Annotated in this window: 14 protein-coding genes and 1 tRNA gene; 11 read left to right on the top strand and 4 right to left on the bottom strand. The window is 65.9% G+C overall.

Annotated features, from left to right (window positions below; translation table 11 throughout):
• Nucleotides 1–138 precede the first annotated feature (138 nt).
• The 8 genes from ACFR9U_RS03825 to thsB all read left to right on the top strand — a co-directional run bounded on the left by ACFR9U_RS03825 (nucleotide 139) and on the right by thsB (nucleotide 6,246).
• Complete coding sequence (locus ACFR9U_RS03825; RefSeq protein ID WP_247376548.1) at nucleotides 139–786, top strand: CRISPR-associated protein Cas4; 648 nt, start codon at nucleotides 139–141, stop codon at nucleotides 784–786.
• A gap of 38 nt (nucleotides 787–824) precedes the next feature.
• Nucleotides 825–1,214 (top strand): gamma-glutamylcyclotransferase family protein, encoded by a 390-nt coding sequence (locus ACFR9U_RS03820; RefSeq protein WP_247376549.1) that lies wholly within the window; start codon nucleotides 825–827, stop codon nucleotides 1,212–1,214.
• 213 nt (nucleotides 1,215–1,427) lie between these two features.
• Nucleotides 1,428–2,639 carry a threonine ammonia-lyase gene (gene ilvA, locus ACFR9U_RS03815; RefSeq protein ID WP_247376550.1) on the top strand — a complete coding sequence of 404 codons (1,212 nt, stop codon included), beginning with the start codon at nucleotides 1,428–1,430 and terminating at the stop codon, nucleotides 2,637–2,639.
• A 48-nt stretch (nucleotides 2,640–2,687) separates the two neighbouring features.
• The gene (locus ACFR9U_RS03810; protein WP_247376551.1) at nucleotides 2,688–3,065 is read left to right on the top strand and encodes a RidA family protein; all 378 of its coding nucleotides are present in this window, start codon (nucleotides 2,688–2,690) and stop codon (nucleotides 3,063–3,065) included.
• Nucleotides 3,065–3,268 carry a hypothetical protein gene (locus ACFR9U_RS03805; protein ID WP_247376552.1) on the top strand — a complete coding sequence of 68 codons (204 nt, stop codon included), beginning with the start codon at nucleotides 3,065–3,067 and terminating at the stop codon, nucleotides 3,266–3,268. Before ACFR9U_RS03810 ends, ACFR9U_RS03805 begins: the two co-directional genes overlap by 1 nt.
• A 27-nt stretch (nucleotides 3,269–3,295) precedes the next feature.
• Nucleotides 3,296–3,377 (top strand) — tRNA-Ser (locus ACFR9U_RS03800).
• Between the two features lie 147 nt (nucleotides 3,378–3,524).
• On the top strand, nucleotides 3,525–4,340 hold the full coding sequence (locus tag ACFR9U_RS03795) for a DUF6159 family protein (RefSeq protein WP_247376554.1): 816 nt from the start codon (nucleotides 3,525–3,527) through the stop codon (nucleotides 4,338–4,340).
• A 253-nt stretch (nucleotides 4,341–4,593) separates the two neighbouring features.
• Entirely contained in the window at nucleotides 4,594–6,246 is a 1,653-nt protein-coding gene (thsB, locus tag ACFR9U_RS03790; protein ID WP_247377553.1) for a thermosome subunit beta, read from the top strand.
• 352 nt (nucleotides 6,247–6,598) lie between these two features.
• Here thsB and ACFR9U_RS03785 read toward each other — a convergent pair whose 3' ends face one another.
• From ACFR9U_RS03785 to ACFR9U_RS03775, 3 genes are read right to left on the bottom strand one after another with little or no spacing between them, the layout of a single operon-like run.
• Nucleotides 6,599–6,727, bottom strand: coding sequence for a hypothetical protein (locus tag ACFR9U_RS03785; RefSeq protein WP_282594209.1), 129 nt, complete (start codon nucleotides 6,725–6,727; stop codon nucleotides 6,599–6,601).
• Nucleotides 6,728–6,785: 58 nt separating this feature from the next.
• Nucleotides 6,786–7,172, bottom strand: coding sequence for a DUF7473 family protein (locus ACFR9U_RS03780; RefSeq protein ID WP_247376555.1), 387 nt, complete (start codon nucleotides 7,170–7,172; stop codon nucleotides 6,786–6,788).
• 58 nt (nucleotides 7,173–7,230) lie between these two features.
• Entirely contained in the window at nucleotides 7,231–7,794 is a 564-nt protein-coding gene (locus tag ACFR9U_RS03775; protein ID WP_247376556.1) for a TATA-box-binding protein, read from the bottom strand.
• 163 nt (nucleotides 7,795–7,957) lie between these two features.
• Here ACFR9U_RS03775 and ACFR9U_RS03770 point away from each other — a divergent pair, with 163 nt between their 5' ends.
• The 3 genes from ACFR9U_RS03770 to ACFR9U_RS03760 all read left to right on the top strand — a co-directional run bounded on the left by ACFR9U_RS03770 (nucleotide 7,958) and on the right by ACFR9U_RS03760 (nucleotide 12,822).
• The gene (locus ACFR9U_RS03770; RefSeq protein ID WP_247376558.1) at nucleotides 7,958–8,971 is read left to right on the top strand and encodes a methyltransferase domain-containing protein; all 1,014 of its coding nucleotides are present in this window, start codon (nucleotides 7,958–7,960) and stop codon (nucleotides 8,969–8,971) included.
• A gap of 102 nt (nucleotides 8,972–9,073) precedes the next feature.
• Complete coding sequence (locus ACFR9U_RS03765) at nucleotides 9,074–10,525, top strand: ATPase domain-containing protein (RefSeq protein ID WP_247376560.1); 1,452 nt, start codon at nucleotides 9,074–9,076, stop codon at nucleotides 10,523–10,525.
• A 5-nt stretch (nucleotides 10,526–10,530) separates the two neighbouring features.
• Nucleotides 10,531–12,822 (top strand): PAS domain S-box protein, encoded by a 2,292-nt coding sequence (locus ACFR9U_RS03760; RefSeq protein ID WP_247376562.1) that lies wholly within the window; start codon nucleotides 10,531–10,533, stop codon nucleotides 12,820–12,822.
• Here the strand turns inward: ACFR9U_RS03760 and ACFR9U_RS03755 are convergent.
• On the bottom strand, nucleotides 12,816–13,838 hold the full coding sequence (locus ACFR9U_RS03755) for an AAA family ATPase (protein ID WP_247376564.1): 1,023 nt from the start codon (nucleotides 13,836–13,838) through the stop codon (nucleotides 12,816–12,818). The genes ACFR9U_RS03760 and ACFR9U_RS03755 overlap by 7 nt on opposite strands.
• Between the last annotated feature and the right edge of the window lie 94 nt (nucleotides 13,839–13,932).

Below are 13,932 nucleotides of genomic sequence, written 5' to 3'. Positions count from 1 at the left end.
GGCTCCGCCACTCGCGACCGGTGAACCGCCGCCTCTGGCGGCGGATGCGTGTGCCGCCGCCACAGCGACCGCAACCGCGACCGCCTCAGCTCCGCACCGTCCGTACCTTCAAGTATCAATCCGGGACCAGCGCCGGGTATGCACACCTTCCGGGACGTCGAGACGGCCGCGTACTGCCCGCGAAAGCTGTACTACCGTCGGCGCTCCGGCCCACCGGACGTGCCCGACGAGGTCGCGGCCTGCCGCAGCCTCGCCTTCGAGTACGAACGCCTGCTCGACAGCGACGCCGACCTGCTCGCGGCCCCCATCGAGGTCTCCCCCACGCAGTTCCGGTCCCGTCTCGGCGCGACGAAGGCCCGCCTCGACTGCTGGGACGCACTGGTCGACCCGCCCGAACGCGAGACGACGCTCGAAGGCCGGGAGTGTCGCGGCGTCGCCCACAAGGTCATCGAGGACCCGCTCGCGCCCTCGCTGGTGTTCGCCGGCCAGCCCCCGGAACAGGGCGTCTGGGAACCCCAGTCCGTCCGGCTGGTCGCCGCGGCGAAAGCCCTCGCCTGGACTCGTGAGACGCCGATCGAGCGGGCCTTCGCCGAGTATCCGGCCTACGGCGTGGTTCGGGACGTGCCGCTCACCACGCGGCGGAAGGCGGCCTACCGGAAAGCGGTCCGGACCGCCGACGCCATCGACGGCCCGCCCGCCAGAGTCGACAGCGACGCCAAGTGTTCGCCCTGCGAGTTCCGCGAACAGTGCGGCGTTCGGACGCGCTCGCTGCGTTCGCTACTCTGACCCCGCCGCTGAAACCCCTCGGTCGCGTACGCGTGGGCATGAACGTCTTCGTCTACGGCACGCTGACCGACCCGGACAAAGCCAGCGCGGTCCTCGACAGGTTCGAGTACGCCGGTGACGCCGTTCTGTCGGGGCTCCACCGTGTCGACGGCACCTATCCGACCCTCGCTCCGGGCGGCGAGGTCGAGGGCCGGCTCCTGTCGACGGACGAGATTCGCGCCCTCGACCACTACGAGGGCGTCGACCGCGGGCTGTACAGCCGCGTCACCGTCCCGCTCGCAGACGAGGCGGCGCGGGAGAGCGTCGCGGTGTACGTCGGCGATCCCGCGGCACTGGACGCGCCAGTTGAGTGGCCAGGTACTGGTCCGTTCGCGGAGCGTGCCCGCGCCTACGTCGACGCGCATGACGTTCACGTGACACCATCGTAACAACTGTCTATTTATATACTGTGACGTCCGTCAGTCTACCGTCTGACGCAGGTCATATACGGCTTTCTTCTGGCGATTTTGTCTGACGGACGTCGCCCGGGTATTTATGTACCAGCGGCGTCCCAGTCAGCATGCGGTCACACGCTCCCTTTTGTTGCTTGACACTCCGCGTCGGTCACCAACATCTATCTCCGAGGAGTGGAAAGTCAGTTCATGCTCGAATTCGCCGACGTCCTGGCGGCACAGGACCGGGTCGCGGAAACCTCTCGACACACGCCGCTCGATTACTCACATACCTTCTCTGCGATGTCCGGTGCGGACGTGCACCTGAAACTGGAGACGTTCCAGCGGACGGGCTCGTTCAAGATCCGCGGTGCGACCAATCGCATCGCGACCCTCTCCCAGCAGGAACGCGAGGCCGGCGTCGTCACGGCCAGCGCCGGGAACCACGCGCAGGGCGTCGCGCTGGCCGCGACGCGGATCGGCGCCGACTCGAAGATCGTCATGCCGGAAGGCGCACCGGTCTCGAAGGTGAAGGCGACCCGGAACTACGGGGCCGAGGTCGTCCTCCGCGGCGACGATTACAGCGAGGCCGCCGAGTACGCCCACCAACTCGAACGCGAGGAGGACCGCACCTACGTCCACGCGTTCGACGACTGGCAGGTCATGGCCGGCCAGGGCACCATCGGGTTAGAGATTCACGACGACCTGCCGGCGGTCGACACCGTCGTCGTCGCCATCGGCGGGGGCGGGCTCATCAGCGGCGTCGCGACCGCCATCAAAGGCAAAAAGCCCGACGCTCGGGTCATCGGCGTCCAGGCCGAGGGCGCCTCGAGCGTCGCCCAGTCGCTCCAAAAGGGTGAGATCGTCGAGCGCGAAGGCGTCAACACGATCGCCGACGGGATCGCGACGCGTCGCGCCGGCGAGAAGACGTTCTCGGTCATCGAAGACCGGGTCGACGAGGTAGTGACCGTGTCCGACTCGGAGATCGCCGTCGCCGTCACGAAACTGCTCGAACGCTCGAAGACCCTCGTCGAAGGTGCGGGCGCCGTTCCGCTCGCGGCCATCTTGGAGGAGAAGTTCGAATACGACGACGGCGAGACCATCGTCCCGGTGCTCAGCGGAGGGAACATCGACCTCAACGTCCTCACGACGGTGATCCTGCGCGGACTCATCGAGACCGGCCGGTACCTCCGGCTCCGCACCGTCCTCAAGGACCGTCCCGGCGCGCTCGAAGACCTCACCCAGGTCATCAGCGAGTCGCGGGCGAACATCTACGCCATCCGGCACGACCGCACGTCACGGAACGTCGCGATGAACGACGCCGAAGTCGAACTCGATCTCGAAACCCGCGGCCACGAGCACGTCGCAGAGTTGCTCGACGCGATGGAAGCCCACGGGTACGAGACCGAGGTGCTGGTGTGAGCAGCGCACGCCACGGGAGTTAAGTCGCTGCCGGGCGCGCGTGGGGACATGAAACGTATCGTCAGCACCGACGACGCCCCCGCCGCGGTCGGGGCCTACAGCCAGGCGACCGAGACCGACGACATGGTGTTCACTGCCGGGCAGATCCCGCTCACGCCCGACGGCGACCTGCTCGACGACGAACCCATCGCTACGCAGACCGAGCAGGCGCTGGACAACGTCGCAGCCATCCTCGACGAAGCCGGCTCCTCCCTCGACGACGTGCTGAAGGTCACGGTCTTCCTCGCAGACATCGACGACTTCGAGGAGATGAACGACACCTACGCCGAGTACTTCGACGAAGACCCACCGGCCCGAAGTGCCGTCGAAGTGGCGAACCTGCCCAAGGGCGTCGGCATCGAGATCGAGGCGGTCGCGACGAAGTGATGAACCCGGTCCGAAAGGCGAGCCTCCTCTGGGGGCTGATCGGCGGGCTGTCCTTCCTCGTGCTCCTCCAGGGGTACGAACTGCTAAGTATGGAACGCGTCGACTGGCTCGTGAAGTTCGGCGTGGCGCTGGCCGTCGTCGTCGGCGCGGCGGTGCTGTCCTACGCCTATCAGAAACGGGCGAGGCCGAAGGGAAGGGTTTAAACGGCGAACCCGGATACATACGCGTGAGCCGGGATGGCCGAACGGTAAGGCGCACGCCTGGAAAGCGTGTTCCCTTACGGGATTCGGGGTTCAAATCCCCGTCCCGGCGTTTCTCTGACATTTAAGCTCAGGAGGCGAGTGTGATCCACTCGCACCGTTCACCAGCCGGAGCGACGAGAAAACCCGCCAATATCCGGTGTTCTTCGCTATCGGGCGACCCAAAATTTGTATATGATGGATCGGTGAAAATTGCGGTATGGGAATCTTTGCCCGCCTGAAAACGGGGTGGAACCTGTCGATGGACAGTTTCCGCGTCCTCCGGAAGAACCCCGAGTTAGCGTTGTTCCCGCTGATCAGCGGAATCGCAGGGGTGCTGTACATCGCACTCCTGTTCGGTGGCTCGTTCGTCGTCGGCTTGTTCGAGTCGGACGCCACGGGGATCGTCGTCCTCTTCCTGTCGTACCTGGGGACGTCGTTCATCGCGGCGTTCTTCAACGCCGGCCTGGTGTACAGCGCACGTGAGGCCTTCCAGGGGCGAGACCCGTCTGTCAAAGGGGGTCTCAGCGAGGCCTGGACGCACAAGGGGCCGCTGTTCGCGTGGGCGGTCATCTCGGCGATCGTCGGGATGATCGTCAGGGCCATCGAGCAGCAGGACAACATCGTCGCCGACGTCGTCGCGATGCTGTTCAGCGCGGCCTGGTCGATTGTCACCTACTTCATCGTCCCCGTCATCGTCTTCGAGGACGTCAGCGTCACGGAGATGTTCAAGCGCAGCGGTGAGACCTTCAAGAACACCTGGGGAGAGACCGCCGGTGCCCACTTCGGGGTCGGCCTCGTCTCGATGGTGTTCATGCTGGTCGGCCTGGCCATCGCCGCCGCGGTGTTCTTCGCGCTCGGTGGTGCGGGCGGCTTCGTCGTCGCAGCCGCCATCGGTGCGGTCACGCTGCTGGCGTTCTTCTTGCTCAGTTCCGCGCTGGGTGCCATCGCCAAGACCGCGCTGTACGTCTACGCGACCGACGGCGAGCGACCGGCGGAGTTCGAGAACGTCGACTTCGAGCGCGGACTGAACTGAGACGCCGGCTCGCCGCCGCCCCGCGGTCGTCACGCACCACCATTCTTTGTATTTAAACACTGGCCTCAGTCGTGAAGCTGTCCGCGACGCAACAGCCGAGGCTGGGACGAACGCGGCGTCGACACAGCGCCGCAATCCGTTGGTTCTCCGCTCGACCGGACCGTCTCTGGGCGACCGTCGCTCACACCAGCTCCAATAGGTTTATATAGAAGGACTTTCAATCATTCGCTTGATTATGAGCCAGCAGCAGCGAATGCAAGGTCAGCCGATGATCATCATGGGCGACGACGCCCAGCGGATGAAGGACAAGAACGCCCAGGAGCACAACATCGCTGCGGCCCGCGCAGTCGCCGAGTCGGTACGCTCGACGCTCGGCCCGAAAGGGATGGACAAGATGCTCGTCTCCTCGATGGGATCGGTCACCGTCACGAACGACGGCGTGACGATCCTCCAGGAGATGGACATCGACAACCCGACGGCCGAGATGATCGTCGAGGTCGCCGAGACCCAGGAGAACGAGGCCGGCGACGGGACCACGACGGCCGTCGCGGTCGCAGGCGAACTCCTCAAGCAGGCCGAGGACCTCATCGAGCAGGACATCCACCCGACGGCCATCATTCGCGGGTTCGACCTCGCGAGCAAGCAGGCACAGGAAGAGATCGACGACATCGCCGAGTCCGTCGAGCCCGACGACGAGGAGACCATCCGCAAAGTCGCGGAGACCTCCATGACCGGCAAGGGCGCCGAGCTCAACAAGGAGCACCTCAGCCAGATCATCTACGACGCCGTCGAGGCCGTCACCGTCGAGGCCGAGGACGGCTCCCACGTCACGGACCTGGAGTTCCTCAACATCGAGACACAGACCGGCCGCTCCGCCGGTGACTCCGAGCTCCTCGAAGGCGCAGTCATCGACAAGGACCCCGTCCACGAGGACATGCCGACGGACCTCGACGACGCCTCCATCCTGCTGATCGACCAGCCCGTCGAGGTCGAAGAGGCCGAAGCCGACGCGTCCCTCTCCGTGGACTCGCCGGACCAGCTCCAGCAGTTCATCGAGCAGGAAGAACAGCAGCTCCGCGAGAAAGTCGACCAGATCGTCGAGACGGGCGCCGACGTCGTCGTCTGCCAGAAGGGCATCGACGACATGGCCCAGCACTACCTCGCCAAAGAGGGCGTCCTCGCGCTGCGCCGCGTCAAGAAGTCCGACATGCAGTTCCTCAAGGAAGTCGTCGAGGCCAACATCGTCTCCGATCTCGACAGCGCGTCCGCCGAGGACCTCGGCACGGGCGACCTCACCCGCGACGAGGACGCCGAACTGTTCTACGTCGAGGGCGGCGACAGCCACGGCGTGACGCTCCTGCTTCGCGGCTCGACCGAACACGTCGTCGACGAACTCGAACGGGGCGTCAACGACGCGCTCGACGTCGTCGCAGCCACCGTCACGGACGGTCGCGTCCTCGCCGGCGGCGGTGCCGTCGAGGTCGAACTTGCACGCCGCCTGCGCGACTACGCAGACTCCGTCGAGGGCCGCGAGCAGCTGGCCGTCGAGGCCTTCGGCGACGCCGTCGAACTCATTCCGCGCGTCCTTGCGGAGAACGCCGGGCTCGACCCCATCGACACGCTCGTCGACCTGCGTGCTGCCCACGACGACGGCGACGAGAAGGCCGGCCTGAACGTCTTCTCCGGCGACGTCGAAGACACCCTCGACGCCGGCATCGTCGAGCCGGCCCACGCCAAAGAGCAGGCGGTCTCCTCTGCCACCGAGGCGGCGAACCTCGTGCTCAAGATCGACGACATCATCTCCGCCGGCGACCTCTCCACCGAGGGTGAAGAGGACGAAGGCGGCCCCGGTGGCGCCCCCGGCGGCATGGGCGGCATGGGCGGCGGCATGGGCGGCATGATGTAAACCCACCTTTTTTACCGGAGGGCTCGCGCTCGCCTGCGGCGAGCGCTCAACCCCCGGTAAAAAATCTGGACCAAAAAAGCGCGACCTCGTTCCATTCGGTCGCGTGAACCGTGCGCCACGGGCGCACGGACGCTCCACGCCCCGTCGAACCGCTCGCTGAACACTCCGTTTTTTCGCGACGACCCTTCGATTAGCTGCTCCTGGGTCGTCTCGCGAACGTCCACGCCAGTGATCTCGAAGCGAGCGCCGCCGTGCTCGCTGTCGGTGTACCCCGTCTCGAACACGTCGTCGCGCTCGTCCTCGGGGATGCCGAGACCCTCGTTGCGACGGTTGCGAGGAACTGTGTGAGGTTTCAGAGTCCCATCGCGACCATCAACACGACCAGCGGCGTGGCTCCGGGTTTGGGCCGCGCTCGCCAGGCGACGAGCGCGAGCGCCAGCGAGATCAGCGTCCCGGCCAGCGTCAGCCACTGGTACACCATCGCGGGTTCTTCATCCCTTGTGTCTGTCAGATGATAAACGTATGGGGGCGGTTGGACGTTAGACGAACCCGAAAATACCGTTGAGGGCAATACCCATGATGGCGGCGAACGCGAAGTGCAGAACCGCTAGCGGGACGGCCGACGACCACCGGAGCCGGTAGACGTAGCTGATGGCGATGGCGTCGGCGACGAACGTGGCGACGAGGGTGACGAGGACGCCGATGCCCGGCGAGACGATGCCGCTATCGACGCCGTAGCGCTGGAGCAACAGCGAGACGATCGTCGGCGCTGGTGAGACGTACGCCGCGCGCTGACTCTTGACCTCGCCGATGAAGAAGACGGCGGCGAGATGAAGCGTGAACGCGTAGAAGGCGGCGACGATGAAGAAGGTCACCACGATGGCCAGCGGGCCGCCACCCGTCACGTCGGCCTGCAACGGAAACATACCGGTGGTTGGTCCTGCCGCGGTATGTAGCCTGCGTTACTGGATTCGGGCGCGGGCGTCAGCCTTCGAGCAGGCCCAGCTCTTCCAGTCGCGAGACGATCTTGTCGACGGCCTCTTTCGCGTCCTCGGGCTGCTTGCCGCCCGTGATGACGAGCTTCCCGGAGCCGAACAGGAGCGCGACGACGTCGGGTTCGTCGAGTCGGTACACCAGTCCCGGGAACTGCTCGGGTTCGTACTCGATGTTCTCGAGGCCGAGCCCGATGGCGATGGCGTTGAGGTTGAGGTTGCGACCGAGGTCGGCCGAGGTGACGATGTTCTGGACGACGATCTCGGGGTCCTCGTCGACCTGGATGTTCAGATCGCGCAGCTTGTCGAAGACGATCCGCAGGCTCTCGTGGACGTCGTCCGTGCTCTTTGCCCCCGTACAGACGATCTTGCCCGACCGGAAGATGAGTGCCGCAGACTTGGGTTCCTGGGTCCGGTACACCAGTCCTGGGAACTGCTCGGGATCGTAGTCCGCCCCCTCGAGGTCCATGGCCACGCTCTGGAGATCGAGTTCTTGACCGATACCCGTCGAGGCGACGACGTTCTCAATATTGATTGTTTCCTTGGGGTCAACCATGTCTCGACTTAAAGCACGTATTTAAGGCTTATAAAGGTTGATACCTCTCACTGATATGTCGGAAATCGTATGGTGCTTCCGGCAGCGTTGGCCGGGTTTATCAGGGGGGTCGTTCGGGCGGGAGACCGGGAGGGTTATACGGATCAGGCGGCCATCTGCGGGCGTGTACCTCCTGGAACTCGCTGGTGAGGACGACGCGTTCGCTGCGCGGGAGGCAGCGAGCGCAGCGACGGACGTCTCCGTCGTCGCCCCAGGTCTCGCCACGGCACGGGGCATCTCCGAGCGCGTCCGCGGCCTGGCGTACACGCACCGCGCCAGCGACCTCCTCGGGCAGACGGAGCCGGACGTCGAGAGCGCACGCGCGCTCCTCGACGCGACGAGTTTCGACCGCACCGGATCGGTCGCCGTCCGCGCACGTGACGTCCGCGGCCTGACTGGCATCGACACCCAGACGGTCGAGCGGGAACTCGGCCAGGTGCTCGTCGACCGCGGGTTCGCCGTGGATCTGGACGAGCCCGACCACGTGTTACAGGCGGTGTTCTCGCGCGCTGACGACGGGGGCACGTGCGCGCTGGGCTGGCTCGCCGTCGAGAGCGTCCGCGACTTCGGGACCCGCCAACCGACCGATCGTCCGTTCTTCCAACCGGGGAGCATGGACCCGCTGCTGGCGCGCGCGCTCGCCAACGTCGCGGGCGCCCGTCCCGGCCGCCTGGTCGTGGACCCGATGTGCGGCACCGGCGGGGTGCTCGCGGAGGCTGGCCTGGTCGGGGCCGACGTGCTCGGCGTCGACGCACAGACCAAGATGGCTCACGGAGCCAGAGAGAACCTCGCCCACCTGCTCGGCGGGGAGCCCCACGAGGGACTTCCCGACCCCGGCTCGTTCGACACGATGCAGGGGGACGCCACGGCGCTCCCCCTCCCCGACGACGGCGTCGACGCGGTCGTCTTCGACGCACCCTACGGCCGGCAGTCGAAGATCGCCAATCGCGACCTGGACGCGCTGGTGGCTGGCGCACTCGCCGAAGCCCGTCGCGTGGCACCGCGAGCGGTCGTCGTGGCCGATCGCTCCTGGGCGGAGGCGGCGCGAGACGCTGGCTGGACGATCACTGACCGGTTCGAGCGGCGCGTCCATCGGTCGCTCACCAGGCACGTCCTGGTGCTCACTCGTCCACCGTAACGCCACTCGGACGGCAACCACCCCCTCATATTGGCAGATAATCTCAAATTCTGGAACTACGGGGGAACATACAAGACCGCGCGTTTCGTACCGGTACGGAAGATGATTGACAATTCTCTCGACCGCGTTTCGTCGGGTGTTCCGGGGCTCGACGGTGTTCTTCGCGGTGGGTTTGTCAAAGGACGGAACTATCTCGTTCGTGGTGCTCCCGGGACGGGAAAGTCGATTCTGGGATTCCATTTTCTGACTGCTGGCGGCGACGACGAGACGTCGCTGCTCATCAATCTCGAGGAGTCATCGGATGACGTTCGAAAGAACGCAGCGACGCTCGGGTTCGACCTCGGAGACGTGGAGATGCTCGATCTCTCGCCGGAGTCCGACTTCTTCGTGGCCGACCAGTCCTACGAGATGTTCTCGCCGAGCGAGGTCGAGCAGAGGCCGGTGACCGAGGAGATCATCGACCGCGTCGACGACGTCCAGCCCGACCGGGTGTTCGTCGATCCGCTGACCCAACTCCGCTATCTTGCGCCCGACGAGTATCAGTTCCGCAAGCAGGTGCTCGCGTTCATGCGCTATCTCAAAGAACGCGGCGCGACGGTGCTGTACACGACCCAGCAGACGCCGTCGTCGTCCGACGTCGACCTCCAGTTCCTCTCGGACGGCATTCTCGAACTCGACAACGACGACGGCCGGCGCACGATCTCGGTGCCGAAGTTCCGTGGCTCCGACCGTCAGAAAGGGACTCACTCCCTGCGCGTCGACGGCGACGGGCTCGAAGTGTTCCCGGAACTGGTGCCGGAAGCTCACTCACAGGAGTTCGAATCGGAGCAGATCTCCTCGGGCGTCCCGGGCCTCGACACGCTTCTCGGCGGTGGGATCGAGCGCGGGACGGTCACCGTCATTAGCGGCCCGACCGGCGTGGGGAAGACGACTACCGGCTCGCTGTTCGCCGAGCAGACGGCGACCCGCGACGAGCGGTCGGTCATCTATCTGTTCGAGGAGAGCGAGTCGACGTTCACCCATCGGACCGAGTCGATCGGCATTTCCATCAACGAGATGACCGAGTCCGCGTCACTCGCAATCGAAGAGGTCGAGCCGCTGACCCAGTCCCCCGAGGCGTTCGCCAAGATGGTCCGGGAAGAGGTCGAACAACGCGACACCGAGGTCGTGATGATCGACGGCGTCAAAGGATACACCCTCTCGATCCAGGGCGAAGAGACGGCGCTCCGCCGGAAACTCCACGCGCTGTGTCGGTACCTGAAGAACATGGGCGTCACCGTCATCCTGGTCGACGAGATCGACGAGATTACCGGCGACTTCCAGGTGACCAACGCCGGCATCAGCTACCTCGCCGACAACATTCTCTTCCTCCAGTATCTCGAGGTCCAGGGAGAGTTGCGGAAGACGACGGGTGTCTTGAAAAAGCGCGTCAGTTCCTTCGAGCATACGCTCCGGGAGTTCGAGATTACTGACGACGGCGTTCACGTGGGGGACCCCATCACCGGCCACCGCGGCATTCTCCAGGGAACGCCGGAGCCGACCGAGGACGATTGAGTGGAATGAACGGACGAGACGAATCGGCGCACCCCTTCGAGCCGACCGTACCGCGAGTGCGGTTGCTCGTCGCCGACGAGCGCAACCGGGAGTTGCTGACCGAGTGGCTCGCGGACACCTACGACGTCCAGGTCGGCACCGACGCCGACGGCGAGCCGTTCGATCTCTGTCTCGTCGACGCGATCTCGTTCGCCCGCCATCGCGAGTGGCTCCAGGACCACAAGGAACGGCTCCACCCCGTGTTTCTGCCGGTCGTCCTCGTCAGTCGGGACCCGCCCAGCGAGCAACTCGATCCCGAGGCCTGGACGGACATCGACGGGCTGTACGTCATCGACGAGATCGTCTCGATCCCGGTCGAGAAGTCCGTCCTTTCCCGACGGCTGGAGAACCTGATCGAACGTCGGCACCTCTCCCAGCAGCTCTCGGGGCGGCTCGAACGCTCGCGGGAGCGGTTCCGGACGCTGTTCGACGGGACGCCCGACCCGACGCTCGTCCTCTCGGCTGGCCACAAGGTGCAGTACGTCAACGACGCGTTCTGCGCGCAGTTCGCGACGGACCACGACGCCGTCTTGGACGAATCGATCGAACGGCTCGAGGCGTTTTCGACGTCGACGGCAGCGACTATCGGTGACGCCGTCGACCGCCGACTGGCCGGCGGGGACGTCGAGACGATCGAGGTCTCCTACGGGACGCCGGCCGGCGGCGACCGATTCGCCGAGATCAAGGTCAGCACGCTCGACACCGACGGCGACGACGACGCCGTCGTCATCATGCGCGACGTCACTGAGCGGCGCTGGTTCGAGCGCACGCTCCAGTCGCTCCACGCCGCCTCTCGGCAACTCTTCGACGCGGTCACCGAGACCGAAGTGAGCCACCGCATCGTCGAGACGGTCACGGAGGTCTTCGATCTGTCCGGCGTCGCCGTGTATCTCCAGCCCGACCCCGGTGGTCCGCTCGAACCCGCCGCGCAGTCCCTCGACACGGGGTTCATGCGTGAGTCGCTGCCCGCAGTCCCGTCCGACGACAGCAGCCTCACCGGACACGTGTTCACTACTGGCACGCTCACGCACTTCGACGACATCCACACCTCTCCCCACATCCAGACTCACGAGACGGACATGCGGGCGGGGATCTTCGCGCCGCTCGGCGGGCACGGCGTGCTCGTGGTCGGGTCGAGCGAGGTCGGTGCGTTCGACGATCGGACCGAGAAACTCGTGGCGCTGCTTGCGGGCACAGCCCGGACGGCCCTCGACCGCATCGAACGCGAGCGCGACCTCGCCGAGAGCGAACAGCGCTTCCGGCAGATCGCCGACAGCGTCCACGAAGTCATCTGGATGACTGACGCGGCGGGCGAGCAACTCCTGTATCTCAGTCCGGGATTCGAGGAACTGGTCGGCCGGTCCGCCGAAGAGTTCGGTGACGATCCGGCGTCGTACGTCGAGTTCGTCCACCCGGACGACCGCGCGGACGTCCGCGAGTGGATTGCGACCGTCCACGATCCCGACCACGAAGCAGACAGCTACCACGTGGAGTACCGCGTCCAGCGACCGGACGGCGACCTCCGCTGGGTGGAAGCCGACGGCTATCCAGTCCGTGACCCGGACGGGACCGTTCGCAAGTACGTCGGCATCATCAACGACATCACGGACCTCAAACGGCGCGAACGGGAACTCGAAGCCAAGAACGAACGCCTCGATCAGTTCGCGAGCCTCGTTTCCCACGACCTGCGCAATCCGCTGCAGGTCGCGCTCTCCCGACTCGAAGCCGCTCGCGAACGGGAGGACGCCGAACCGCACCTCGAATCGGCCGAACGGAGTCTCCACCGGATGAACCGCCTCATCGACGACGTCCTGGACATGGCTCGCCAGGAGCAGTCGGCACCCGATCTGGAACCGCTCTCGCTCGAATCGGTCGCCCGGCGAGCCTGGAAGAGCGTCGGGAGCGACGCGGCCACGCTCGTCGTCGAGACCGACGAGTCGCTCACCGCCGACGCCGATCGCCTCGTTCAGTTGCTGGAGAACCTCTTCCGGAACAGCGTGGAACACGGCGACGCCGCCGTCACCGTTCGCGTCGGCCTGCTCGACGGCGGTGACGGCTTCTACGTCGCCGACGACGGGGACGGCATCCCCGCGGCCGACCGCGACGGAATCTTCGAGGTCGGCCACTCGACGGCCAGCGACGGGACCGGGCTCGGACTCGCGATGGTCGAAGAGATCGCCACGTCACACGGCTGGTCGGTCACCGTCACGGACGCCGACCAGGGCGGCGCGCGGTTCGAGTTCGCCGACGTTTACTGACGAGCGAGGTCGCCGCCCTCGAGGTTCGCCAACAGGTGACTGACGTGAATGCGGTCGCTCGTCCCTTCCTTCAGGTCCACGTCGATCTCGCCGGCCAGGCGGTGGAGCCGAGCCATCTGGTCGGCGTCGTACCGCGACCCGGCGACCCGGAGCACGTCCGAGAGGATCTCCTCGCCGCTGAACCCCTCTTCGACGAGCAGGTCGTCGAGCGTTTTGCGGGCGTCGGTGAACTCGCCGGCCTCGGCGTCGTCCAGCATCTCCTCGATGCGGTGATCGATGCCCACCTCGCCGAGCGCTGCGTAGGCGGTCTCCATCGTGATCTCGCCCTCCTGCTCGTAGGTCGTCTGGGCGCCGAGGAGCGCCTTCCGGAGGTCGCCGTCAGCGTAGCCGGCGACGAACTCCAGGCCCTCGTCGTCGTGGTCTGCGTCTTCTGCCTCGACGACGTCGCGCAGGACCGCGACCGTCTCCTCGTGCGTGGGAGCGCGCATCGGCACGGGGAAACACCGCGAGCGGATCGGCGGGATGAGCGCCGAGGGCTGGCGCGTCGCGATGACGAACTGCGTGGTCTCGTAGTACTGCTCCATCACGCGACGGAGCGCCTGCTGGAAGTCCTCGCGGATGCCTTCGGCGTTGTCCAGCAGGACCGTCTTGTACTCGCCCGACACCGGCGCGTAACTGGCCGACTCCTTGAGCACGTGATTGATGAGGTCCGCCTTCGAGGAGTTGCGCCGGCGCTTGGGCGTGATAAAGGACTCGAAGCGCGGGTCCTCGCTCAGTTCCTTCTTGGTCATCCCGAAGAAGTCGGAGACGTTGATCTCGACCAGGTCGTTGTCCGGGTCCGAGTGGGCCTCCCGGGCGAGCGCCCGGACGGCGGCGGTCTTCCCGCTGCCCTTCGGCCCGTGGACGACGAGGTTCATGGGTTCTTCGACGGCCCCCCACAGCGACTCGCGGACCTCTGGCTGCGGGAGGTCGTCGATGTCCGGCGCGTGCTCGGTCGTCCAGAGGGGGGCGTCCATCTCACCCCCGGCTAGCACAGCCGATAGTAAGAATCCACCTTTTTTCACCGGGGCCTCGCTCGCTCACGCTCGCTCAACCCCGATCAAAAAATCT

This window comes from Halorientalis brevis (assembly GCF_042678165.1).
Taxonomy (GTDB): domain Archaea; phylum Halobacteriota; class Halobacteria; order Halobacteriales; family Haloarculaceae; genus Halorientalis; species Halorientalis brevis.
The sequence above is the reverse complement of the archived record's forward strand: the minus strand, read 5'-3'. Positions and strand labels throughout refer to the sequence as shown.